Annotated in this window: 22 protein-coding genes; 12 read left to right on the top strand and 10 right to left on the bottom strand. The window is 65.9% G+C overall.

The genetic code is table 11. The features are described from left to right. Window positions 1-361 precede the first annotated feature (361 nt). Window positions 362-751, top strand: a complete 390-nt coding sequence (locus M0R89_RS20390) for a Rid family detoxifying hydrolase (protein WP_248652862.1) — start codon at window positions 362-364, stop codon at window positions 749-751. Window positions 752-765: 14 nt separating this feature from the next. Further along, window positions 766-1,833 carry a glucose 1-dehydrogenase gene (locus M0R89_RS20385; protein WP_248652861.1) on the top strand — a complete coding sequence of 356 codons (1,068 nt, stop codon included), beginning with the start codon at window positions 766-768 and terminating at the stop codon, window positions 1,831-1,833. 27 nt (window positions 1,834-1,860) lie between these two features. Here M0R89_RS20385 and M0R89_RS20380 read toward each other — a convergent pair whose 3' ends face one another. After that, window positions 1,861-3,069, bottom strand: a complete 1,209-nt coding sequence (locus tag M0R89_RS20380; protein WP_248652860.1) for an aminotransferase class V-fold PLP-dependent enzyme — start codon at window positions 3,067-3,069, stop codon at window positions 1,861-1,863. Window positions 3,070-3,230: 161 nt separating this feature from the next. Between M0R89_RS20380 and M0R89_RS20375 the strand changes: the two genes are divergently transcribed. Beyond that, on the top strand, window positions 3,231-4,235 hold the full coding sequence (locus M0R89_RS20375; RefSeq protein WP_248652859.1) for a hypothetical protein: 1,005 nt from the start codon (window positions 3,231-3,233) through the stop codon (window positions 4,233-4,235). A gap of 14 nt (window positions 4,236-4,249) precedes the next feature. Here M0R89_RS20375 and M0R89_RS20370 read toward each other — a convergent pair whose 3' ends face one another. Together M0R89_RS20370 and M0R89_RS20365 are read right to left on the bottom strand one after the other, a co-directional pair. Beyond that, window positions 4,250-4,978 (bottom strand): glutamine amidotransferase, encoded by a 729-nt coding sequence (locus M0R89_RS20370; RefSeq protein WP_248652858.1) that lies wholly within the window; start codon window positions 4,976-4,978, stop codon window positions 4,250-4,252. Between the two features lie 52 nt (window positions 4,979-5,030). Beyond that, on the bottom strand, window positions 5,031-5,855 hold the full coding sequence (locus M0R89_RS20365) for a PIG-L deacetylase family protein (protein WP_248652857.1): 825 nt from the start codon (window positions 5,853-5,855) through the stop codon (window positions 5,031-5,033). 117 nt (window positions 5,856-5,972) lie between these two features. On the opposite strand from M0R89_RS20365, the gene M0R89_RS20360 reads away from it, so the two are divergent. After that, entirely contained in the window at window positions 5,973-7,088 is a 1,116-nt protein-coding gene (locus M0R89_RS20360) for a mandelate racemase/muconate lactonizing enzyme family protein (RefSeq protein ID WP_248652856.1), read from the top strand. 33 nt (window positions 7,089-7,121) lie between these two features. Here the strand turns inward: M0R89_RS20360 and M0R89_RS20355 are convergent, their stop codons facing one another. The 5 genes from M0R89_RS20355 to M0R89_RS20335 all read right to left on the bottom strand — a co-directional run bounded on the left by M0R89_RS20355 (window position 7,122) and on the right by M0R89_RS20335 (window position 11,708). Then, window positions 7,122-8,267, bottom strand: a complete 1,146-nt coding sequence (locus M0R89_RS20355) for an ABC transporter ATP-binding protein (RefSeq protein WP_248652855.1) — start codon at window positions 8,265-8,267, stop codon at window positions 7,122-7,124. Further along, window positions 8,264-9,373, bottom strand: a complete 1,110-nt coding sequence (locus M0R89_RS20350; protein ID WP_248652854.1) for an ABC transporter ATP-binding protein — start codon at window positions 9,371-9,373, stop codon at window positions 8,264-8,266. The genes M0R89_RS20355 and M0R89_RS20350 overlap by 4 nt, the downstream gene beginning before the upstream one ends. Before the next feature lie 139 nt (window positions 9,374-9,512). Next, window positions 9,513-9,752 (bottom strand): hypothetical protein, encoded by a 240-nt coding sequence (locus M0R89_RS20345; RefSeq protein WP_248652853.1) that lies wholly within the window; start codon window positions 9,750-9,752, stop codon window positions 9,513-9,515. Next, window positions 9,749-10,816: an ABC transporter permease gene (locus tag M0R89_RS20340; RefSeq protein ID WP_248652852.1), complete on the bottom strand. Its 1,068-nt coding sequence runs from the start codon at window positions 10,814-10,816 to the stop codon at window positions 9,749-9,751. Before M0R89_RS20340 ends, M0R89_RS20345 begins: the two co-directional genes overlap by 4 nt. Beyond that, entirely contained in the window at window positions 10,803-11,708 is a 906-nt protein-coding gene (locus M0R89_RS20335; RefSeq protein ID WP_248652851.1) for an ABC transporter permease, read from the bottom strand. Before M0R89_RS20335 ends, M0R89_RS20340 begins: the two co-directional genes overlap by 14 nt. Before the next feature lie 219 nt (window positions 11,709-11,927). Here M0R89_RS20335 and M0R89_RS20330 point away from each other — a divergent pair, with 219 nt between their 5' ends. Together M0R89_RS20330 and M0R89_RS20325 are read left to right on the top strand one after the other, a co-directional pair. Further along, window positions 11,928-12,107: a hypothetical protein gene (locus tag M0R89_RS20330; RefSeq protein ID WP_248652850.1), complete on the top strand. Its 180-nt coding sequence runs from the start codon at window positions 11,928-11,930 to the stop codon at window positions 12,105-12,107. Between the two features lie 29 nt (window positions 12,108-12,136). Continuing rightward, complete coding sequence (locus M0R89_RS20325) at window positions 12,137-12,358, top strand: hypothetical protein (RefSeq protein WP_248652849.1); 222 nt, start codon at window positions 12,137-12,139, stop codon at window positions 12,356-12,358. An 80-nt stretch (window positions 12,359-12,438) separates the two neighbouring features. Here M0R89_RS20325 and M0R89_RS20320 read toward each other — a convergent pair whose 3' ends face one another. Then, a complete protein-coding gene (locus tag M0R89_RS20320; RefSeq protein ID WP_248652848.1) occupies window positions 12,439-14,424 on the bottom strand; it encodes an ABC transporter substrate-binding protein in 1,986 nt (661 codons plus the stop codon). A gap of 144 nt (window positions 14,425-14,568) precedes the next feature. Between M0R89_RS20320 and M0R89_RS20315 the strand changes: the two genes are divergently transcribed. From M0R89_RS20315 to M0R89_RS20305, 3 genes are read left to right on the top strand one after another with little or no spacing between them, the layout of a single operon-like run. Beyond that, window positions 14,569-15,408, top strand: a complete 840-nt coding sequence (locus M0R89_RS20315) for an SDR family NAD(P)-dependent oxidoreductase (protein ID WP_248652847.1) — start codon at window positions 14,569-14,571, stop codon at window positions 15,406-15,408. A 53-nt stretch (window positions 15,409-15,461) separates the two neighbouring features. After that, complete coding sequence (locus tag M0R89_RS20310; protein ID WP_248652846.1) at window positions 15,462-16,439, top strand: GNAT family N-acetyltransferase; 978 nt, start codon at window positions 15,462-15,464, stop codon at window positions 16,437-16,439. Beyond that, complete coding sequence (locus M0R89_RS20305; protein WP_256478577.1) at window positions 16,436-17,662, top strand: anhydro-N-acetylmuramic acid kinase; 1,227 nt, start codon at window positions 16,436-16,438, stop codon at window positions 17,660-17,662. Before M0R89_RS20310 ends, M0R89_RS20305 begins: the two co-directional genes overlap by 4 nt. A gap of 527 nt (window positions 17,663-18,189) precedes the next feature. On the opposite strand, the gene M0R89_RS20300 is transcribed toward M0R89_RS20305, so the two are convergent. Then, on the bottom strand, window positions 18,190-18,873 hold the full coding sequence (locus M0R89_RS20300) for an HAD family hydrolase (protein ID WP_248652845.1): 684 nt from the start codon (window positions 18,871-18,873) through the stop codon (window positions 18,190-18,192). A gap of 146 nt (window positions 18,874-19,019) precedes the next feature. On the opposite strand from M0R89_RS20300, the gene M0R89_RS20295 reads away from it, so the two are divergent. From M0R89_RS20295 to M0R89_RS20285, 3 genes are all read left to right on the top strand, one after another. Continuing rightward, a complete protein-coding gene (locus tag M0R89_RS20295; protein WP_248652844.1) occupies window positions 19,020-19,640 on the top strand; it encodes an N-acetylmuramoyl-L-alanine amidase in 621 nt (206 codons plus the stop codon). Between the two features lie 150 nt (window positions 19,641-19,790). Beyond that, complete coding sequence (locus tag M0R89_RS20290; protein WP_248652843.1) at window positions 19,791-20,831, top strand: serine hydrolase domain-containing protein; 1,041 nt, start codon at window positions 19,791-19,793, stop codon at window positions 20,829-20,831. Between the two features lie 110 nt (window positions 20,832-20,941). Continuing rightward, window positions 20,942-22,117, top strand: a complete 1,176-nt coding sequence (locus M0R89_RS20285) for an alpha-amylase family protein (RefSeq protein ID WP_248652842.1) — start codon at window positions 20,942-20,944, stop codon at window positions 22,115-22,117. Window positions 22,118-22,217 lie beyond the last annotated feature (100 nt).

The following is a 22,217-nucleotide window of genomic DNA, read 5'->3' as shown; positions in this document are numbered from 1 at the left end:
TAGAGGCCTAATAATCTGCGTTACCGTTCAGAAAAACCACGAACTATTCTTGTAACTCAACCTTTGATGGGAAAAGGATAGATAATGCGTGTACCTAGGCGATAAAACACAGCATTCTCAATCGAGGGCGCCGACCAACTAAAATTGTGAAAAACAAACAAAACAGACCGCCGTCGAACCGACTGAGACTCCCAAACCCCTGTCCCAAAGCGTGGATTGGTTTTATACTTCCGCGGTCTGATTACACGTCTGATGACGGTACGCAGACCGGAGACCGCACGAGCAGTTAGTCCGTCGTTCGCCCGCCGCGGCGACCCGCGAACGACGACATCGACTCCTCGCACTCGACGGGAGGGAACCGATGGAGGAAATTAGCACCGACGCCGCGCCGCCGAGCATCGGCCCCTTCTCGCAGGGTATCCGCGACGGGGACCGGATATACGTCTCGGGGCAGGGACCGGTCGACCCCGAGTCCGGCGACATCGTCGGCGACACCATCGAGGAACAGACCGAGCGAACGCTGGAAAACGTCGAAGCGGTCCTCGCGGCGGCCGACCGCTCGCTCGACGACGTGGTGAAAGCGACCGTCTTCGTGCAGGACATGGACGACTACGACGCCATCAACGAGGTGTACGCCGAGTACATGTCGTCACCGTATCCCGCCCGGAGCGCGGTCCAAGTCGAGGACCTCCCCATCGACATCGGCGTCGAAATCGAAGTCGTCGCCAGCGCCCGCGGGACGGAGGAGTGAGGAGTGACCGACCGATGAGAGCCATCGCAGTTCGGCGCGGTGAATCGACGCCCCGAGTCGTCGACGTGCCGAAACCGACTCCCGACACCGGCGAAGCGCTGGTTCGGACGCTCCGAGTCGGCATCGACGGCACCGACCACGAAGTCGTCGGCGGGAGCCACGGCGGCTTTCCCGAGGGCACGGACTACCAGATTCTCGGCCACGAGGCGGTCGGGGTCGTAGAGGACCCGAACGGGACCCGATTCGACGCGGGCGACCTCGTCGTCCCGACGGTCCGGCGGCCGCCGGGAGCGGGAAACGAGCACTTCGAGCGCGGCGAACCCGACATGGCTCCCGACGGCGCATACCTCGAACGGGGAATCGTCGGCGCGCACGGCTACATGGCCGACTACTTCACCAGCGACGAGCGATTTCTCGTCGGCGTCCCCGACGACTTCGCGACCACCGGGTTCCTCGTCGAACCGGTCAGCAACACCGAGAAGGCCCTCGAACACGCCTACGCCAGTCGGTCGGCGTTCGAGTGGGAGCCCGAGTCCGCGCTCGTCCTCGGCAACGGGCCGCTCGGTCTCCTGACGCTGGCGATGCTGGTCGAACGCGACGACTTCGAGCGGTGCTACTGCCTCGGTCGGCGCGACCGACCCGACCCGACGATAGAGATAATCGAGCGCCTCGGCGCGACCTACGTCGATTCGCGCGAGACGCCGCTCCCCGAGGTGCTAGACGCTCACGAGGCGATGGACTTCGTCTACGAGGCGACCGGACACGCGCCCCACGCGTTCGAGACGGTGACTGCGCTCGCGCCGAACGGCGTCGGGGCACTGCTCGGCATCCCCTCGGACGGGACGGTCGAACTCGACGGCGGGCGTATCCACCGCGAGATGGTGTTGCAGAACAAGGCGCTGCTCGGGAGCGTCAACTCCAACGTCGAGCAGTACGAGGCGGCCGAGGAGTCGCTCGCTGCGTTCCCCGAGTGGTTCACCGACGAACTCGTCACCGGCGTCTACGGTCCCGACGAGGTCGAGCGAGCGTTCGAGACCGGCGACGACGTGATAAAGACCGTCGTGGAGTTCGACACGCTGTAGCTTCCGCCACAGATTTCGACCGTCTCACTATTCGACCTGTGCGGCGATGCGTTCGACGGCGTAGTCGGCCTCCGCGTCGGTGAGACACATCGGGTTGACCGTGAACTCGCCCGCCGGGAGCGCGTCCGCGCCGACGAACACGCGGGGTTCCTCGCGCCGGAGTCCGCCGACCACGTCGGCCGCCGAGACGCCGGCGACGTCCGGGTCCACCGAGACGATGACTTCGGGCGCAACCGCGGTCTTGTCGTCGGCCGTGAGCGAGGTGTCGAATCCGGCGACAGAATCGAGGTCGGCGGAGATTCGCTCCGCGCGTTCGCGCCACTCCTCGGTGAGGGCGTCGTGGTCCTCCTCGACGAACAGTTCGAGCGCGCGAATCAGGCCGACGAGTTCCTCCTTGCCGACCTTCATCGGGCGACCGATTCCCTGCCGGGGGACGCCGCCGAGTTCCTCGGGGTCCACGAGTTCGCGCGCCGGTTCCCACACCTGCTCGGCGGCGTGCATGTCGAGGTGCTGGGCCGCGACCGACTCGACGAGCTCCTCTCGCCCGGCGAGGATACCGGTCGTCTGCGGGCCGCGGACGGCCTTCCCGCCGCTGAACGCCACGAGGTCAGCACCGGCGTCCACGAACGCCGAGAGGTTGCTCGTCGGCGGGAGTTCGGCGGCCGCATCCACGATTACGGGAACGCCGTTGTCGTGGGCGATGTCGCACACCACGTCGAGCGGCGGTTCTGTGTAGGACTTCTCGACGTAGGCGACCGCCGCGGTGTCCTCGCCGATGGCGTCCTCGATTTCCCACGGTTCGACGTTCCGCGACCCGGTGCCGAGGTGCTTGTCGTTGGTCCCGACGTCCACGACTGTCGCGCCCGCGGCCCGGAGCGCGTGGTCGTAGCCGGTCCGGTGGGTCCGGGCCATCACGATTTCGTCGGCGACGCCCTCGGTGTCGGGGAGGCGGGCCATCGCTCCGAGGTCGTCGCCCGCGATGCAGGCCGCCGCGCCGAGCGCGAGCGCACTCGCCGCGCCGGACGCGACGTAGCCCGCGTCCGCCCCGGTCACGTCCGCTATCAGTTCGCTCGCCCTGGCCTGCAGGTCCGAGAGGCGCACGAACGCCTCCGACGCGCGGGCCATCGCGTCGACGGCCTCCGGCCGGATTCGACTCCCGCCGATGCGGGTCTTCGTCCCCGTCGCGTTGACCACGTGCGGGACGCCCAACTCCTCGTAGATGGTCTCGGGTGGCATACGAACGTCTGGCGCGGCCTGCGTTAAATAGGTTCGGCGTTCGCCGCCCGTCTCGGTCTACCTCGCCTCGGCCCATTTCGACTCACTTCGACCCTTTTTCTCCCTTCGCCCACCGGTACGTTCATGGTTCTCGGATGTGCATCGATAGCACGACGCGTTCCATGCCCGACACAGAAGCCGGTACGAGCTACTTCGGCGTACAGGACCCAGAACACGCGGCGGCGGACTTGGACCGCTTTCGAGAGGCCGGACTCGACGCCGTCCTCCACACGTTCAGCGAGCGCGACCGGGCGTTCTATCGCGAGACGATGGCCGACATCGTCGCGGCGAGTCGCGACCGGGGGCTGACGACGTACGTCAACCCGTGGGCGGTCGGCGGCGTCTTCGGCGGCGAGGAGTTCTCCCGGTTCGTGGCCCACAACCCGGACTCCCGGCAGGTGCTCAGCACCGGCGAGCGGGTTCCGGCCGCCTGTTTCAACGACCCGGCGTTCCGGGAGTTCATGCGCGGGTGGACCGAGGACGCCGCCGGACTCGGCGCGGACGTTCTCTTCTGGGACGAACCCCACTGGCACGACGTCCACTGGTACGAGGACGGCTACCCCGACGACGTGTGGTGCTGTCGGTGCGACCACTGCCGGGAGCGGTACCGCGAGCGGTACGACGAACCGATGCCGGCGACCGAGACCGAGCGAGTCTCCCGGTTCCGCGAGGCCTCGATGCTCGACTTCCTCGACGAGATGATGGCTCTGGGTAGCGAGGAGGGCGCGGAGAACGCCGTCTGTCTCATGCCCACCCAGTCGGCCGACCACGGGCCGCGCGACTGGGCGCAGATGGCCGAGAGCGACCACATCGACGTGCTGGCGACCGACCCCTACTGGGCGGCGTTCACCGAGGACGCCGACCCCGGCGAGTACGTCGCGCGGTACGGCGAGGAACTGGTCGAGGTCGCCGACGACCACGGTCTCCGGAGCCAACTCTGGATTCAGGGCTTCGGCCTGTCGGGCGAGTCGGCCGCCGACGACGTTCGGACCGCGACCCGGACCGCGCTCGACACCGGCGCGGACAGCGTGTTCGTGTGGGGCTACGACGGCTGTCGGACCATTTCGGAGATAGCCTGCGAGGAACCGATGGCCGTGTGGAACGCCTACCTCGACGAACTCCCCTGACCGCGACCGACCCGCTACGTCACGCGGTCGAGGACGCGTCTCCAGAGCGTCGGGAGGTGGTCCCACGAGAGCAGTCCCTCCGGCGCCCAGTGGGGCGCGCAGTCGGTCGCGTACGCGAACGAACTCCCGTCGCCGTAGTCGCCGACCGCGAGGAACGGGTCGCTTCGGACCGTCGCCCAGACGTCCGCGTCAGACTTCGCTACGGTCCGGTTGTAGCCGAGGACGTGGGGCCACTCCGCGGGGAGGTCGGCGCCCGGCACGCCCTCGTTTTGGGGAACCGCCCCGTCGGGCGTCTCGACCCGGTCGTCGCCCGCGGACACTTCGACCGGTAACACGTCCGCGACCGGCGTCCGCCCGTACCGGGCTTGGCCGCCCTTCCCCGCGAAACTCATGTAGCCGCCGACCATGCCGAGCGCACCGCCCTCCCGGACCCACTCCGCGAGCAGCGCACACCGGTCGACGTCGGTGTCGCCGTCGGCGACTCGGTCCGTAATCTGGAGGGTGTCGGCGCCGACGTCGCTGAGAATCACGAGGTCGTACTCGTCGAGTTCCGCCGTCGTTCGGGGGAACGACTCCGCCGCGACGTGACACGGCTGGTACGTCACCGACGCGCCGACCTCCTCCAGCGTCGAGACGAACCGGTCGGCGGCCTCACCGTACTGACTGTCTTGCAGCACGTTTCGGCCCTTGATTTCGAACTGTACGGTCACCCACGACTCTCCGGCGAGGAGGACGTTCGTCATCGTCCGTCGTCTCGAACGCCCGCGACATAAGTACACCGCTGGCGCCGACTCCTCAGAACGGGAACAGGCGCTCGGCCGCGTCGTCGGTCAGCGGTCGGCCGTACTCGCTCACCTCGAACGCCTCCGCGTAGCGAACGTCCTCGCCGTCCGCGCCGTAGCGCTCGACCAGCGCGTCGCGGAAGCGGTCCGACACGTCCGCGAGCGCCTCTACGTGGGGCAGGCCGCCGTCCCGGAGCCATTCGAAGCGCGCGTCGGGGTCGTCGGGGACCTCCGCTAACGCGTCTTCGACGTGGGGAAGCCACTCGTACATCTGGGACTCGTGGCAGTCGAGCATTTCGAACTTCCGGTCGGCCACGTCGTCCACGTCCACGACCACGTCCGGCGAGAAGGGGTACGGCCGGTCGAACCCGTCGCTCAGGTACGCGAAGACGGGATTCCGGTCGAGCGCGGGTGTCGCCGGACAGACGTTCGGCACCGCGACGAGGTAGGCGGCGTCCCGCACGAGTTGGGCGGTGTACCGGTGGTCCGGGTGGTAGTCGTTCGGTCGGTGGGTGAGGACGAGATCCGGGCGGAACTCCCGAATCGTCCGAATGAGGCGGTCGCGGTTCTCTAGCGACGGTTCGAGTCGCCCGTCGGGAACGTCGAACATCTCGAACTCGGCGCCCGCGACCGCCGCCGAGGCCTCGGCCTCCGCGCGGCGGCGCTCTACCAGTTCCCGGCCCGCGAGTTCGTGGTGGCCCGCCTCGCCGTTCGTCATCGAGACGAACAGCACTTCGTCACCGCGGTCGGCGTACTTACAGGCGACGCCGCCGGCTTTGAGGTCGCAGTCGTCGGGGTGGGCACCGACGACGAGAACGCGAACTGTCTCGGTTGGCATCGATTCTCGCGACACCCGGCGGCGGCATAAAAACTGCGGACCGACCCCGTCTCCGTCGTCGCTGGCGGCGTCCGCCACAGTGACGAATTATTTGTAGGTGGGCTACGAGGGACAGGTATGCCGATTACGAACGTCACCGCCATCCCGGTGGAGATGGACGTAGCGCCGCTCGAATCCGACCTCGGCCTCGCGCCCTACGTGAGCAATCACGACGAAGTCGAGTCCGTCACGCGCATGCTCGTCAGGGTCGATACCGACGACGGCGTGACCGGGTGGGGCGAGATGCTCGTCGGAATGAAGTCCGCGGCAGTGACGAAGGCCGTGATGGACGACGTCGTCGCCCCCGAACTCGTCGGCCGCGAAGTCGGCGAGATACGCGACTTCGTGGACTCGTTTTACTTCCCGTACGTGAAAGTGCGGCCGTTCCTCGGTGCGGTCGAGACCGCGCTCTGGGACGCGTTCGGCAAGTCGGTCGGCCAACCCGTCCACCGACTCCTCGGCGGGAAGACCCGCGACCGAGTTCCCGTCGCCACCTGCCTCGGCATCCTCGGTCCCGAGGAGTCGCGCACGTACGCCAGACGAGCGGTCGAACACGGGTTCTCGACGCTGAAGACGAAGGCGGGTCCCGACTGGCGCGAGGACGTGGCGCGAATCCGAGCGATGCACGAGGAGGTCGACGGCCAACTTGAGTTCCGCCTCGACCCCAATCAGGGGTGGTCGTTCGAGGACGCGGTCCGGGTCGCCACCCGACTCGAAGAGGAGGGCATCCTGCTCCAGTACCTCGAACAACCCGTCCGAATCGACACCTACGGCACGTACGCGTCGCTCCGGGACCGCGTGCGGACGCCCGTCGCGGTCAACGAGGACACCTACTTCCCGCGGAACCTCCGATACCTCCTCCAGGCCGACGCCATCGACGTGGCCGTCGTGGACCTCGTCCCAGCGGGCGGCATCCTCCGCGTCCGCGAACAGGTCGCGATGGCCGCCAACGCCGGCGTCTCCGTCACCCACCACTGCGGGTTCGACCTCGGGGTCAAGACCGCGGCGGTGCTCCACACCGTGGCCAGCACGCCCGGCATCAACCTGCCGCCGGACAGCGTCTACTACGGGTGGGACGACTACATCGTCGAGGACCCGTTCGAGGTCGAGGACGGCGCGTACCCGGTTCCCGACGGCCCGGGACTCGGCATCGACGTGGACGAGCAGAAGGTCGAACAGTACCGCGTCGACTGAGAGGAGACCTCCGAGCGGGCGGTCGTAGCGGCCTCAGTCGTCTCCGGCCGCACCGCGTTCGCTTCGGTTACCGGTCGCGCTTTCTTCGGTTTCAGCGCCGTCGAGCGGTTCGCTCTCCCAGTACTCGTGGTCCGGGTCCGCGCGGAAGCAGGCGGTCCGTCGGCCGTCGCCGTCGTGGTCGTCGAGCGACGGGCACTCGCGCGTGCAGACCTCCCGCGCTTCGAGACAGCGCGTGTGGAACCGACACCCGGAGGGCGGGTCGGTCGGTTCGGGGATGTCGAGCGACCGAACCGGAGGCGTCGAGACGCCCTCCGACCTGTTCTGGAGGTCCGAAGTCGCCCACAGCAACACCTTCGTGTAGGGGTGCTGTGGGTCGTGGATTATCTGCTCGGGCGTGCCGATTTCTACGAGTTCGCCGAGGTACATGATTCCGATGCGACCGCCCGCCCGCTGAGTGAGGTGCTTCGCGTTGGCGAGGTTGTGCGAGATGAACAGGTAGGAGGTGTCGAACTCCTCCTGTAGTTCGAGCATGAGGTCCATCATCTCCGCGCGTAGCGACACGTCGAGTGCGCTGATGGCCTCGTCGGCGAGGATGAGGTCCGAGTTCATCAACAGCGCCCGGATGAGCGCGACGCGCTGTTGTTCGCCGCCCGACAGTTGGTGGGGGTATCGGCTGGCGTAGTCCTCCGCGGGCGTCATGCCGACGTATTCGAGCAGGCCGTAGATGCGGACCCGGCGGTCGGCCTCGCTCATCTCGGGTTCCCACTTCTTCAGCGGCGCCGAGAGTATCGACTCGATGGTGAAGTTCGAGTTCAGCGAACTCCCGGGGTCCTGGTGAATCATCTGGAGCGACCGTCGAATCTCCTCCCACGAGTGGGTCACGTCGCCCCCGCCGCCGAGGAACCCCTTCGCGTCCTTCGCCTCCCAGACATCCTGACCGCGGTACCGCACGTTGCCGTCGGTGGGTCGCTGGACGCCGATGGCGGTCTTCCCGAGCGTGGTCTTGCCGCACCCCGACTCGCCGACCAGCGCCACCACGTCGTTCTCGTGGACGTCGAGGCTCACGTCGTCGACGGCGCGGACGGTCTCCGAACCGGCGAGACCGAACAGCTGTTCGTCCTCGAAGTGGACGCTCACGTTCCGGAGCGATAGCAGCGGTTCGTCGTCCGCGCCGCTCATCGAGACGCACCTCCGGCGTTTCCGTCGCCGTACTCGCGGTCGATGGTGTCCTCCGGGTCGCCGAGCATCAGCGGGACTTCCTCGCGGGCGTCCTGCCAGTGGAAACAGGCGGCCTCGTGGTCGCCGTCCACGTCCCGCATCTCCGGGTCGTTCCGCTCGCAGGTCTCGTCCGCGAGCGGACACCGGGGGTGGAACGAACAGCCGGCGGGCAGCGAGGCGGGGTTGGGACTCGTCCCCTCGATGCCCTCGATGTCCATCGCCCGGTCGGAGATGTTGGGAACCGCGTTGAGAAGCGCGCGCGTGTACGGGTGGGCCGCGTTCTCGATGAGTTCGTCGGTCGGGCCGAGTTCCACGAGGTCGAAGGCGTACATTACGGCGAGTCGGTCGGCGAGGTCCGCGACCAGCGGCAGGTCGTGGGTGACGAATACCAGCGTGAGGTCGTACTTCTCCCGGAGGCTCTCTAGCATGCTGACGATGGACCGTTGCATCAGGAGGTCGAGCGCGGCCGTCGGTTCGTCCATCACGACCACGTTCGGGTCGAGGACGAGTCCGAGCGCGATGAGCGCGCGCTGTTTCATGCCGCCCGAGAGTTCGTGCGGGTGGGAGTTCAGCACTTGGTCCGCGGGCAGGTAGAGGTCGGCCAGCAGTTCGCGGGCGCGTTCCATGCCCTCGGCCACGTCCGCGTCGTGCGCGCGCAGCGTCTCCTCGAAGTGGTCGCCGATGACCATCGTCGGGTTGAACGCGCTCTGGGCGCCCTGAATGACGAACGAAATCTCGTTCCAGCGGAGGTCCATCAGTTCCTCCCGCGAGAGCGAGAGGACGTCGACGGGAGTCCCCTCCGGCGGGTGATAGATGACCTCGCCGCTCACCTGTCCCGGCGAGACGACGGCGTCCAGCATCGCCGAGGCGAGCATCGACTTGCCCGACCCGCTCTCCCCGACGACGCCGAGCGCTTCGCCGGCGCGAACGGTGAGGTTCACGTCGCGCAGGACTCGAGAGTCTTCGTCGTCAGTGCTGAACGAGACGCTGGCGTCCCGTACCTCCAAGATGACCTCCTCGTCGGCGCGGTCGTCGTCCGCCTTGGTAGGTCGGTGTTCCGTTGCCATTGCTGTCACCTCCGGTCGGCGATTCCGCGGACCCCGCCGGTCGGTTCCGGGGGTCTGTCTCGGTTGGCGCGGCGATACGGCGGCGTCGCAGTGTCGAAAGCAGACATGAATCGTGTGGTTTGTCGTGTCATTGGTCTGGTTAGCGGTACCCGATGAGTCGGAGTCCGAGGTGGCCGACGACGGCGTAGACGAACGCGCTCACGCCCCAGATGGCGAACATCCCCGCGAGGACGCCGTACGACAGTCCGGCGAGGACGTACTCCGACAGCAGGACGGCGAGCAGGCAGCAACCGACGCCGATGGCCGTAACGAAGGCGAGGAACGACTGTCGAATCGCCAGCAGGACGGACGTCACGCGTCCGGTCGATGCGGTACTCACGTCGCGTCACCTCCGCCGTTCGCCGACCCCTCGTGGCGGGCCCGGAGTTTGACGTTGAAGACGCGGTCGAGTCCCTGCGCCAGCAGGATGAACCCGAGCGAGATGAGGACGATGAGCGCCATCGGAACCAGCAACCAGTGAATCTGGTTCGGGTTCGTCAGGTTCGCGCCGGTGTACGCGTCGTCCATCATCACGCCCCAGTTGAGTTGCGATTGGGGAAGGATGCCGAGGAAGTATAGCGCGACCGACTCGAAGATGATGCGGCGCGCGCTGTTGGCGAAGTTCACCGTGATGTACGGCATCAGGTTCGAGATGACGTCTCGGCGGAGGATGTGGGGGTCCGACAGCCCCATGATGCGCGACGCCTCGGTGAACGCCTCCTCGCGGATGCTCAACACCTGCGAGCGGATGGTTCGCGCCAGCCGCGGCCAGTTGTCGATGCCGAGGATGAGACCGACCACGAAGGGGTTTTCGGGCTGATAGATTGTCGCCAGCACGATGATGAGGACCAGCCCCGGAATCGTGAGGACGGTGTCGGTCAGCGTCATCAGGGTCTTGTCGGTGCGACCGCCGCGGTAGCCCGCGACGGTTCCGATTCCGGTCCCGAGGACGACCGAGAGCAGCGCACCGGCGGTTATCATCTGCAACATCGCGGGCGTCGCGTGAACGACTTGCTTGAAGAGTGACTCGCCCATCACGCCGGTCCCGAGCGGGTACGACCAGTTCGTGAACGGCGGCACGAAGATGGGCCCCTCCATCACGGTGGGTTCGGGAACGACGTAGACGCCGACCGTCCCCATGAGGACGAATCCGACGAGGATGACCGACCCGACGAGTCCCCGCCAATCGTTCAGGAGTATCGCCGCGGGGGCGTAGACGCGGCGCTCGAACGCTCGCTCGACCTTCTCGCGGACCGTCGGGTCGGGCACGTTCGACGTCTGCGTGAACAGCGTCTCGTCCACGCCGCCGGTCCCGCCGGAGCGGCTACCGGTTCCGCCGTCGGTGCGAACGGCCGCACCGTCGGCGTCGTCGGCCGATTCGGTCGGGTCGTCAGTAGGTTTCACGTTCCTTCCCTCCTTTGACGCGCGGGTCGATGATACCGTACGTGAGGTCGGCGACGAGGATGCCCAACAGCGTGATTATCGTGAAGAAGATGAACGACCCCATGATGAGCGGGTAGTCCCGGTTCATGAGCGCGTTGAACGTCACCATCCCCATCGCAGGGTAGTTGAATATCGTCTCGAGGATGATGCTGCTCCCGAAGACGCTCGCGATGCCCATCATGATGTTGGTGTAGACGGGCAACAGCGCGTTACGGCCGACGTAGCGAATCGCGATTCGACCCTGACTGATGCCGCGAAGTCGGGCGACACGGATGTATCCCTCGCCCATCTCGCGGATGCAGTTGCCGCGAAACGCCAGCGCGCCGCCGAAACTGGCGATGAACGCCGAGAAGACCGGGAGCGCCGCGTGCTTGACGACGCCGACGATGAACGGCAAGTTGAGGCCGGGCGTCGTCGAGGGGTTCATGCGCCCCCCGCTGGGGAACCACCCGAGGTTGAACGAGAAGACGATGAGCGTGAGGATGGCGACGACGTAGTAGGGAACCGTGCTGTTGCCGATGGAGACGATGGTCATCACGGCGTCGAACTTGCTCCCCTCGTTGTACGCCATGACGGCGCCGAACAGCAGACTGACGGTCGTCCCGAGCGCGAGGCCGTAGATGCTGATGAACACCGACCACGGCATCGCTCGGAAGAGGATGTCGAACACAGGCTTGTTCTTGAATATCGACCGCCCGAAGTCCTGATAGAGGACGATGTTCTTCAGGTACTCGTAGTAGGAGACGTACCACGGCACCGACGGGTCGATACCGGTGTACGTTTTGACCATCGAGTTGATGGTCTGCATCTGCGCGGCCGACGGGCTCTGGCCCTGTTCGATCAGTTGTTTCATCAGTCGAACCTTGACCATCTCGACCGGACCGAACGGTAACATCCGGTAGAGAGCGAACGTTACTGTCAGTGCGATGAAAAACACCAGCACTGATTGGCCGATTCGCTTCGCATAATACATCGTGCTATCCTGCCTGTATTTCTCCCACCTCAATAAAGCTATGGGGGTTCTTCGCACAGAGAGAGGAAGGCTCATTACGCCCGCGCCGCACGTTCGCGTATGTCGCTGCTCTCGCGACTCCTCGAACTCGTCGGCGACTCGGACGACGAGCGCGACCCCTATCAGTGCATCAGGTGCGGCCGGACGTTCGAGCGCGACCACTACGAGTGTCCGGAGTGTGGCGTCCCGCACGCGGTGGTTCGCACGACCGACGCGGGAACGTCGGGGCAAGATACTTAATTCCTGTCGAAAAACGTCCTCACGAGAAAATGTCTCACTCACCGACGTTCTTCGACTACGTCTGCTCGAACAGCGATAAGTTCGCCATGCTGTTCGCGTTCGAGTGTCTCGCGGGGGTGCTCTCGGTCGTGTTTGTGCTCGGCACGGAACCAGGAACCGCCTCGCACGTCGTCGGCATCCTCAACCTCGTCGGTGCCGCCGTCCTCGCGGTACCGACGGCGGGAGTCCTTCTGAAGTGCCATCGGAGGTGACGCCGCGAGGAAAATCCGGTCGGCGGTGACGTCACGTCAGTAAAAAATGCGGTCGGTCGGACGTTCGACCCGTCTGGACTTCACTTGGTCTTCGCGCTGATGTGACCCTTCGAGAGGAACTCCATCGCGTTCGTGAAGTGTTCCGACTTCGTCTCCTTGGCGTTCGGGTGGTCGTCCACCTTTCCGGTGGGGAAATTGAACTTGTCGGTGTTGCCCCAGTACGCCCTCGTCTCGTCGTAGAAGCCGATGTGAGGCACCTGCCAGTTCATGTACCACATGAACTTCTTGGCGTACTTCTTGACCTCGTCCGCGGACTGGGTTTGGGTGATGATGTCGTTCCACTTGACGGGGTAGAGCGTCTGTTGCTCGCCCCCGGTTCCCATTGTGCCCACCTTCTTCGGGAACTTCGGCCGGATGGGGTGGTTGAGTTTCTTGCTCCGCGGCTGGCTGAGTTCGGGCGTCGTGCGATTGACCTTGCACTTGCCCTTCGGTTGCTTGACGGTGGCGACTTCGTTGTACTTGCCCAGACCGGCCACGCTGTTGGTCGCGAAGGCGTTCCCCGGGTGTGAGGTGTTCGAGAACCAGTTGACCATGTCGAAGTCGTGGGTGTCGGTCCACCGCTTCCAGAAGCCGCTCGACGACGGGATGATGAGTTTGTTCTTGAATCCGAACTTGTCGAGTTTCGGGCTGAGGTAGTTCCCGATGGTCTCGTAGATGTTCCACGGCGGCGTCAGGTAGGTGAGGTCGTTGACCTTGCTCCCGTTCGGCCCGACCCAGACGCCGCCTTTCTTCGAGTAGCCGGCGTCCTGCAGGACCTTCTTCGCCTTCTCCGGCTGTGACTTTCGACCGTAGCCGATGAGTTTGTTCTGGAAGCTCTTCCCGCCCCACTTCTGGGCCTGCTTCGAGGACAACCCGTTGACGGTGCTTCGGGACTTGTACTTCAGCCCCTGCGTCGTCTTGATTATCTTGACCAGTTCGTCGTGGTCGAGGAGGTACGCGATGGCGCGGCGGACCGGCCGGCGGGCGAGGTGCTCGTTGTTCCAGTTCATCGCCAACTTCACGATGCTGGAGGTGCCGAACCGGTTGAAGATGCTGACTCTGTCGTTGGACTGGGCCTGCGTGACGGTCTTGTCGCCCATGTCCAGCTTTCCGGTCTTGAGCGCCTGAATCGCCTTCTGTTTCTCGGAGATGAGGTGCCAGTTGAACGTTTCCAGGTTCGTCCAGTCGGCGCGCGGGTGGTCTTGATACTTCTCGTGGACGGCTTTCGTCGGCGAGAGCTGCGTCGGCTTCCAGAGGCCACAGCCTAACCCCTTCTCCGTGAGGTCGTTCAGCGTTATCCGGTGTTCTTGGAGGTTCTTGGTCACCTGCTTGACGGCGCTCTCGTTGCTCGCGTCCTCGTACTTCTCCAACCACGACTTGAAGTAGTCGTGTTTGGCGACGACCGAGTAGTACTGGGACTTCTTCAGCGAGGGGTTGGCCGGACCGGGCAGGACGTTCTTGACGGTGTACTTGTCCACGACCTCCCAGCTATCTTCGGTCTGGTCGGGACCCATGTAGTTCTTGTAGTCGCTGATGAGCTGGGTCGTGTGAACGTCTTTCGCAGTTACCGGGGTACCGTCCCACCACGTGTAGTCCTCGCTGAGTTTGATGTGGACCTCGCAACCGCCGCCCTTGAGGTTTATCTCGTCGGCGAGCCAGTAGATGGGTTCGCCCCGAGCGTTCGGGTACACCGGCGACTCCGACCACATGTAGTCCATCCAGTACTCGGTGTTCTTGGTGTCGGTGAACGGATTGACGTTCGACTTACTCGGTTGCCAACTGACCGGCGCGCGCATGTTGAGCGTCGTTGTCACGGGCGAACCACCGCTCTGCTCGGTGTCCGTCTCGCCGGTGGTGTCGGTCTCGTCCGGCTTCGAACTCATCGTCACGTCCGTCTCGTTCGGGTTGTCGCCGCTACAACCGGCCAATCCTGTCAGCGCCGCGCCACCGCCGAGCGCGAGCCACTGCCGCCGAGTCACCCTGTTTCCGTCGGTGTCGCCACCGGTGACATGGTTATCGTTAACCATACTTACTCACAATAATGATAAAAGATACTAAAAACCTTTGGTAGTTTCTTTTACATTACCGCCGGCGGTGGCAAAACGTGTCGGGTCACAGATTGGTGACTCTGACCGCAAGACAGTTCATGTCGGAGTCGAAACACCGACTACATGGACAGAAGCGACCGCAGTCGAAGCGGAGACGTCGCTATCGTCACCGGAGCGAGCAACGGTATCGGCCGGGCTATCGCCAGACGCCTCGCCGCCGAGGACGCCACCGTAGTCGTGGCTGACGTGGACGCAGAAGGCGGTGCGGAGACGGTTGCCGCAATCGAGGACGACGGCGGCACCGCCGAGTTCGTCCGCACCGACGTGAGCGACGCGACCGACGTTTCGACGATGGTCGAGGCGACGATGGACGCCCACGGGAGCGTGGACGTGCTCGTGAACAACGCCGGCGGTTCGTTCGACGACGGGAATCCGGACCGAGTCACGGAGGAGACGTGGGACCGAATCGTGGACGTGAACCTCAAAGGGCAGTTCCTCTGTGCGCGCGAGACGCTCCCGGCGATGGTCGAGTCGGGCGGCGGCGCGATGGTCCACGTCTCCTCGGTCAACGCCCGACTCGGCATCGGTCTCGCCGCCTACTCCGCGTCGAAGAACGGTGTCCTCGCGCTGTCTCGGATTATCGCCACGCAGTACGGGCGACACGGCGTCCGCTCGAACGCGGTCTGTCCGGGGAGCATCATCACCGACGCGTCGAGCGAGAAACTCACCAGCGAGGGACCGGTCCGCGAGGAGTGGCTAAATCAGTATCCGGTCGACCGGTTCGGCCGCCCCGAGGACGTGGCGGCCGCCGTGGCTTTTCTCGCGTCCGACGAGGCGTCGTTCGTCACGGGCGCCGAACTCGCCATCGACGGCGGTCTCACGGCGGGTCTCGACCAGCGACTGGAGACGATGATGTACGACATCGACGACCCGCCGACGGACGGCCGCGGCGACGCCGAGTGACGGGTCCGACCGTCGCCGGCCTATAAGTACTCCCGCGAGGAAGACGGAGGGTGATGGAGTTCGAGGTTCGCAGGCTCACCGACTACACCACTGTCCGCGACGGTATCGACTGCTGGAATCGCGCGCATCCGGGTTTTTCGCTCCCCGAGCGAGTAGTGACCCAGAGCGTGTTCGCCCCCTTCGACGGTCTCGACGTGACTGCGTGGGGCGCGGTCTCAGAGGGGAGCGTCGTCGCCGTCGCGGTCGGAAAGCGACTCGTGGAGAGGATTCCCGACTACGCCGGTCCCGAACAGGGCTGGATTAGCCTGTTCGCCGTGGACCCGTCGGTCGCCGACCGGCGCGCCGTCGCCGACGAACTGCTCGCGACGGTCGAGCGCGCCGCGACCGACCGCGGCGTGTCTCGTCTCCGCTTCGGCGGCGACCCCGGACAGGTCCTCCCCGGAGCGCCGACCGAGTTCGACCGCCTCCGCGAGACGCTCCGCGACGCGGGGTTCGAATCGCGCGGGACCGTCCACGACCTGCAACGCGACATCGCTGGGTTCGACCCGGGCGAGCGCGTCGCCCGCGTCGGCGAGTCGTGGCCGGACCTGACCGTCGAGCGCGTGGGCGCAGACGACGCCGACCTCCGCTCGTTCCTCGCCGACCAGTTCCCGGGACGCTGGTACTACGAGGCGCGAAACGTCTGTCGCGTTCCCGGCGGCGGCACCGATTACTGGCTCCTCCGACACGACGGGACGGCCGTCGGATTCGCGCGGACCAACACGCCGGACTCGACGTACCGCGGCGCGAACGTCAACTGGGCCGACCGCCTCGACGGTGCCGTTTGCGGTCTCGGTCCGCTCGGCGTTCACGAGTCGTACCGGGGTCGCGGCTGGGGACTGTGGATGATAGCTACCATCGTCGAACGGTACCGCGACGCTCGGTACGACCGGACGGTCATCGACTGGACGGGACTGCTCGACTACTACCGGAAACTCGGATTCGAGCCATGGCTGGCGTACGAGACGCTGGAAAAGGAGGTCTCGGCGTGAGCGACGCGTCACTCGACGCGCGCCGACGCCAGCGATGCGCCCCCGAGGAAGTCGGCGAGCGCACCGTCGTCGGTCTCATGTCGGGCACGTCCCTCGACGGCGTGGACGCCGCCTGCTGTCGGATTCGCCGGGACGGCGACGGGCCGCGCGGCTACGATGTGAGCGTCGAATCGTTCGTCACGCGCCCGTACGACCCCGCGTTCCGCGAGCGAATCGCGGCGGCGTGTGGCGAGGCGGGAACCGTCGCCGACGCGTGCGAGTTGAACGTGGCGCTCGGCGCGGTGTTCGCTGCCGCGGCCGAAGACGCCGCGGACGCCGCCGGTCTCTCGCTCGCGGACGTGGACGCAATCGGGTCGCACGGCCAGACGATTCGCCACGTTCCGGAACCGCAGTCGCTCCCGGTCGGCGACGACCGACTGCGCTCGACGCTACAAATCGGCGACGGCAGCGTCGTCGCCGAGCGAACCGGCGTGCCTACGGTGGCGGACTTCCGAACAGCGGACGTCGCAGTCGGCGGCCACGGCGCACCGCTCGTCCCGTTCGCCGACCTCGCCCTGCTGGCCGACGACACCCGCTTTCGCGTCGCCCAGAACGTCGGCGGTATCGCCAACTGCACCGCGCTACCGCCGGACCCGACCCGCGGCGACGTGTCGGCCTTCGACACCGGGCCGGGGAATATGGTCATCGACGGCGTCGTGGAGTTGCTGACCGACGGCGAACGGACGTACGACCGCGACGGGTGTCTCGCCCGCGCGGGAACCGTCGACGAGGCGCTCCTCGAGGAGTGCTTGGACGACGACTACTTCCGCTCCGAACCGCCGAAATCGACCGGGCGCGAGCGGTTCGGTCGGGCGTACGCCCGAAAGTTTCTCGACGCGTGTCGCGCTCGAAACCTCTCGGACGAGGACGCCGTCGCCACCGCCACCGCGCTGACCGCTCGCTCCATCGCGGACGCCTACCGCCGGTTCCTCCCGCGAACCCCGGACGAGGTGGTCGTCTCCGGCGGCGGCGCGTACAACCCGGCGCTCGTCGGGATGCTCGACGACGCGGTGGAAGCCGAGGTGCGCACCGTCAACGAGTACGGCGTCGGTGCCGACGAGAAGGAGGCCGTCGCCTTCGCTCTGCTCGCCGCCGCGGCGATGGACGGGGTTCCGAACAACGTTCCCGAGGCGACCGGCGCGTCCCGCCCCGTGGTGATGGGGAAGCGCTGCCCGCCGCGGTAAGAGCGTCGGTACTCTCTCGCCGTCGATTCCGGTCGTTTCGACTCCGGTGAACTACTTTTTCGCCATTTGAACGCTGGTCGACTCCGCCTCGTCGGCGGAGCGATGCGCCTGTCCGCCGACAGTCTCCCCTTTCGACCAGACTGAAAGCGCCGGATTTTCCTCGTAACGCCGCCGAGCGTAGTAAACCGGCGCGAAACGCACCCCATTCGACCGTTTACGTTGCCATTACAGAACTAGAGGTGTAAAGGGTAGATATCGGAAGGTTATACCTGATACCCCGATAAATACGCGGTAGAACTGGTCTTCCTCCTATTTCGGCTAGGCAGAAACGCCTTCGAACAGAGTCGAATCATGCCGGAGCTGTTACGACTGCGTATCTCCGACGCCGATGTCCTGAAGTCTGATTCGGTAGAATCGAATCGGAGTGCTGGCGTCTGCAACGCCGCAAGACGACCGAAGACGGCGAAAATACGCCGGAATTCTCGGAGTCGAGAAAACGAGGCCGAGAGAACGGAACGAGTTCGAATCTACGACGACGACGGAGCGACGCCGGGAAGGTCGAGAAGCGCGACGAGCGACGAAATCTCGTACGTCGGTTCTTCCGGGAGCGCGTAGTCCTCGCGGTGTGGCCGGCGGACGAAAGCCGAATCGAGACCCGCGCGGCGGGCGGCCGACACGTCGCAGGCGCTGTCGCCGACGTACAGTCCCTCCGCCACGCCAAGGTCGGCCATCGCTCGCTCGACGTAGTGGGTGTCGGGTTTGGTCCGTCGGAACCCCTCGACCGTCGGTTCTCGACCGTACACCGCGTCGAACAGGTGTTCGAGGTCGAAACGCGCCAGCATGTACTCGACGGTCGCGTGCTGGTTGCTGCTGACGACGCCCATATCGTGTTCGTCGACGAGTTCGTGTAGGACGGCGCAGTCGCCGTACGGGAGGCGTTCGCCGTCGTCCATCATCTCGCACTGGAGGTCCGACGCGTTGGTCTCGCGTCGCGGCCAGAACGTCTCGAACTCGACGCCGTGTTCGGAACACGTCCGGCGCATCTCCTCGACCGTCGCCCCCGAGACGAACGCGTCGAGGTCGGCGTCCCCGGGCGAGACGCCGAACTCGTCGAAGGTCGTCGCCACCGCCTGCCGATAGACGCTCGGATGGTCCGCGTGTAGATCCAGCAGGACGCCGTCCACGTCGAACAGAATCGCGTCGTACGTCATCTACCACGTCGTTCCGTCGGACGCCACAAATAGGTTTTCGACGAGGCGGTCGAACCGAGGTGAGATTCACGCGGGAAGCACCCTAAACTAGTGTCTTTATTCTAAGAAATAAATTAAAGTAGCCACGACTTAATAATTGAAATGCGATGCAAGAAAACAACGATGCGAAATCGACTCGGCGAGACGTACTGAAGCGCGCTGCCACGGCCGGTGTGGTCGGCCTCGGCGGCGCAGCACTGGGTAGCGGTACCGCGGCGGCGAAGCCGGCCGTCGACTGGGAACCGGCCGACTCGAGCAACTACACGGCCGCGGACCGCGGTGCGGGCAAGATCGACTGGATCGTCATCCACACCGTGCAGGGGTCGGCCAGCAGTGCGGTCAACTGGTTCCAGGACCCCGACGCCGACGTGAGCGCCCACTACACCGTCTCCGAGGGCGGCCACAAGTACCAGAGCGTCAGCGACATCAACATCGCGTGGCACGCGGGCGGGTCGAACTACAACACGTACTCGGTCGGCATCGAACACGGCGGCTACGTCAGCGAGAGCTACGAGGACGCCCAGTACCGGGCGTCGGCCAAGCTCGCCAGCTGGCTCTGTGACCAGTACGGCGTCCCGAAGCAGCACCCGTCGAACGTCCCGTACGACGCGGCGAACCCGGCCAACGGCGGTATCATCGCCCACTCGCAGGTGCCCGAGAGCACGCACACCGACCCCGGTGCCAACTGGGACTGGGACTACTACATCGACCTCGTCAACTCGTACTGACGCGGCGCGGGCGACTCCGTTTCGGTTCCCATATTTCGGACGAACGACGGACGGACGTAGTTTTCTCCTCGTCTCGGCAAGTCGAGACCGACGAGCGCCGGACGCTCGGACTGCAACAGTTAACACGGTGGTCGTCCGTACACGAGTACGATGACACGCTCGAACGCGCCCCTCGAAGCGTTTCTGACCCGCGGACTCGCCGACGGCGTCTACCCCGGCGCCGCGGCGGCGGTCGGCACCGCAGACGGCATCGACCGAGTCTCCACCGTCGGTCTGCGCGACCCCGATCGCGACGCCCCGACGACTCGCTCGACGGTGTTCGACGCCGCCTCGCTCACCAAACCGGTCGTGACGGCCACGACTGCGCTCGCGCTCGTCGAGTCCGGCGACATCGCGCTCTCGGACGAACTCGGCCGTCACGTTCCCGAGTTGGCGGGGCGCCGTCGCGGCGAGATTCGACTGGACCAGCTTCTCACTCATAGCTCCGGCCTGCAACCATATGCCTTCTCGGAGTCGTGGAGTTCGGCGTCCGAGGCGCTCGCGGGCCTTCGGGACCGCTCGCTGCTCGACGCCGCCCCCGGCGAGCGACACGAGTACAGCTGTCTCAACTTCGTCTATCTGGCGGAGGCGCTCCGGCGCGCGACCGGTCGCCCGCTAGACGAACTCGCCGAGACCCGCGTCTTCGACCCCGCCGGAATGGACGCCTCGCGTCTCGGTCCGGTGAGCGACGAAGAGAACGTCGCCGCGACGTACGACCACGACTACCGGGACCGCACGCTCAGAGGGCAGGTACACGACCCGCTGGGGTGGGCGATGGACGGACACAGCGGCAACGCCGGACTGTTCACGACCGTCGACGACCTCGCGGCGTTCGCGCGGGCGTACCTCGCCGCCGACGGGACGCTCCTCTCGGCCGCCACCGTCGAACGACTCCGGGACGACTGGCTCCCGGACTGCGAGGAGCGTCACAGTCTCGGGTGGCGACTCGCCGACGGGACCTACCCCGCGCCGAACTGGTCGCGGCGCGGACTCGGTCACACCGGCTACACCGGGACGTCGCTTTGGCTAGACCACGACCGCGACCGGTTCGCCGTACTGCTCACGAACCAGGTCCACGACGGGAAGGACACGGGTCTCGTTCGGTTCCGCGAGCGATTCCACGCGATGGTCGCCGCCGGGAAGTTCGATTGAGGCGGCGAGTCGTTTCGAGACCGAGTCGAAAGTGGCTATCATCCGAGAACGCGCCCGAATTCCTGCTTCGGACGCACAATATTTAATACAAATCGCACGCCTTGAGTGATATGGTCGCAGTCTGGAGCTATCCGTGGCGACTGCTCTCACAGGACCCCGCCGAGACGAGACGCGAGTTCGTCGAGATGGGCGTGACGAGCGTCACCGTCGCCGCACACTACCACTCTATCCGAACGCTCGACCCGCGCGCGGAGAACGGTCTGTTCGAATCGTACGAAGGCGGCTGTTACTTCGATCCCGACCGAGGGGCGTTCGCCGACACGTCCGTCGACCCGCCGGTGAACGAGGTGGACGGGCGCGCCGACCCGTTCGGCGACGTGGTCGAACTGCTCCGCGAGAGCGGCATCGACGTGAACGCGTGGCTGGTCTGCTTTCACAACTCGAAACTCGGCGCGGAGAACCCCGCGCTCCGCGTCCAGAGCGCGTTCGGCGACGACCACGAACACGCGTTCTGCCCGTCGCAACCGGCGGTTCGCGCCTACTTCGAGGACGTCGCGCGCTCGCTCGCCGAGTACGACATCGAAGCCATCAACCTCGAATCGCTCGGGTTCCCGAGCGCCTTCCACGGTCACGGTGCGACGTTCGGCCACGCGAAGAACCACGTCGTCAGCGGGGCGGCCGAGGAGATGCTCGTCTCGCAGTGCTTCTGTTCGGCCTGCCGGGAGCGAGCGGCCGACCACCCCGTCGATTTCGACCGCGCCCGCTCGGTCGTCCGGTCTCTAGTCCGGGACGTCGTGAGCGAACCGACGCCGCAGGTGAGTTCGCTCGAACGCCTCGTCGCGGACCGTCCCGTGCTGGAGGACCTCTTCGACTTCCGGGCGTCGGTCATCGAGACGTTCGTGGAGGGCGTGGCGGCCGCCAGCGGTGGGATCGACCTCACCTACTCGGCGTCGGACGGCCTCGGTCGGGACCCGAACGACGGGTGGCCCGCGGGCGTCGTCCTCGACCGGATTCGGCCCCACTTGGACCGAATCGTCGCGCTCTGCTACACCGACGACCGGGAACTCGCCCGCCGCCGCGTTCGGCGGTACCGGGAGGCGGTGGACGTGCCGGTCGACGCCGGGGTGACGCTCGACCCCGACGTGGTCGGGACCGAGACCGAGTGGCGGGGGATAGTCGACGGCGTCTCCGACCTCGCCGACGAGGTTCACGTCTACAACCACGCGCTCATGAGCGACGCCCACCTCGACTGGTTCGACGAGGCCGCCCCGCACCTCGGACAGTGATACCGTCCTTCGACCCGCACAGTCGGTGACACCGTCGTCGAATCGCAACCGGAAACGCCCGACCGTGACGCGGCGTCCGGGGGGACACAATGTTTTTTAA

It is taken from the genome of Halorussus limi (genome assembly GCF_023238205.1).
GTDB classification, from domain to species: Archaea; Halobacteriota; Halobacteria; order Halobacteriales; family Haladaptataceae; genus Halorussus; species Halorussus limi.
Note: the sequence above shows the minus strand (reverse complement) of the source record. Positions and strands in the feature narration are given on the sequence as shown.

What these genes read in the sequence shown, in the direction of transcription:
- M0R89_RS20310 (WP_248652846.1), top strand. Translation starts at nt 15,462, where the DNA reads ATGGAGTTCGAGGTTCGCAGGCTCACCGACTACACCACTGTCCGCGAC.
- M0R89_RS20290 (WP_248652843.1), top strand. Translation starts at nt 19,791, where the DNA reads ATGACACGCTCGAACGCGCCCCTCGAAGCGTTTCTGACCCGCGGACTC.
- M0R89_RS20285 (WP_248652842.1), top strand. Translation starts at nt 20,942, where the DNA reads ATGGTCGCAGTCTGGAGCTATCCGTGGCGACTGCTCTCACAGGACCCC.
- M0R89_RS20385 (WP_248652861.1), top strand. Translation starts at nt 766, where the DNA reads ATGAGAGCCATCGCAGTTCGGCGCGGTGAATCGACGCCCCGAGTCGTC.
- M0R89_RS20390 (WP_248652862.1), top strand. Translation starts at nt 362, where the DNA reads ATGGAGGAAATTAGCACCGACGCCGCGCCGCCGAGCATCGGCCCCTTC.
- M0R89_RS20365 (WP_248652857.1), bottom strand. Translation starts at nt 5,855, where the DNA reads ATGCCAACCGAGACAGTTCGCGTTCTCGTCGTCGGTGCCCACCCCGAC.
- M0R89_RS20330 (WP_248652850.1), top strand. Translation starts at nt 11,928, where the DNA reads ATGTCGCTGCTCTCGCGACTCCTCGAACTCGTCGGCGACTCGGACGAC.
- M0R89_RS20370 (WP_248652858.1), bottom strand. Translation starts at nt 4,978, where the DNA reads ATGACGAACGTCCTCCTCGCCGGAGAGTCGTGGGTGACCGTACAGTTC.
- M0R89_RS20360 (WP_248652856.1), top strand. Translation starts at nt 5,973, where the DNA reads ATGCCGATTACGAACGTCACCGCCATCCCGGTGGAGATGGACGTAGCG.
- M0R89_RS20375 (WP_248652859.1), top strand. Translation starts at nt 3,231, where the DNA reads ATGCCCGACACAGAAGCCGGTACGAGCTACTTCGGCGTACAGGACCCA.
- M0R89_RS20295 (WP_248652844.1), top strand. Translation starts at nt 19,020, where the DNA reads ATGCAAGAAAACAACGATGCGAAATCGACTCGGCGAGACGTACTGAAG.
- M0R89_RS20380 (WP_248652860.1), bottom strand. Translation starts at nt 3,069, where the DNA reads ATGCCACCCGAGACCATCTACGAGGAGTTGGGCGTCCCGCACGTGGTC.
- M0R89_RS20335 (WP_248652851.1), bottom strand. Translation starts at nt 11,708, where the DNA reads ATGAAACAACTGATCGAACAGGGCCAGAGCCCGTCGGCCGCGCAGATG.
- M0R89_RS20320 (WP_248652848.1), bottom strand. Translation starts at nt 14,424, where the DNA reads ATGGTTAACGATAACCATGTCACCGGTGGCGACACCGACGGAAACAGG.
- M0R89_RS20300 (WP_248652845.1), bottom strand. Translation starts at nt 18,873, where the DNA reads ATGACGTACGACGCGATTCTGTTCGACGTGGACGGCGTCCTGCTGGAT.
- M0R89_RS20355 (WP_248652855.1), bottom strand. Translation starts at nt 8,267, where the DNA reads ATGAGCGGCGCGGACGACGAACCGCTGCTATCGCTCCGGAACGTGAGC.
- M0R89_RS20315 (WP_248652847.1), top strand. Translation starts at nt 14,569, where the DNA reads ATGGACAGAAGCGACCGCAGTCGAAGCGGAGACGTCGCTATCGTCACC.
- M0R89_RS20350 (WP_248652854.1), bottom strand. Translation starts at nt 9,373, where the DNA reads ATGGCAACGGAACACCGACCTACCAAGGCGGACGACGACCGCGCCGAC.
- M0R89_RS20325 (WP_248652849.1), top strand. Translation starts at nt 12,137, where the DNA reads ATGTCTCACTCACCGACGTTCTTCGACTACGTCTGCTCGAACAGCGAT.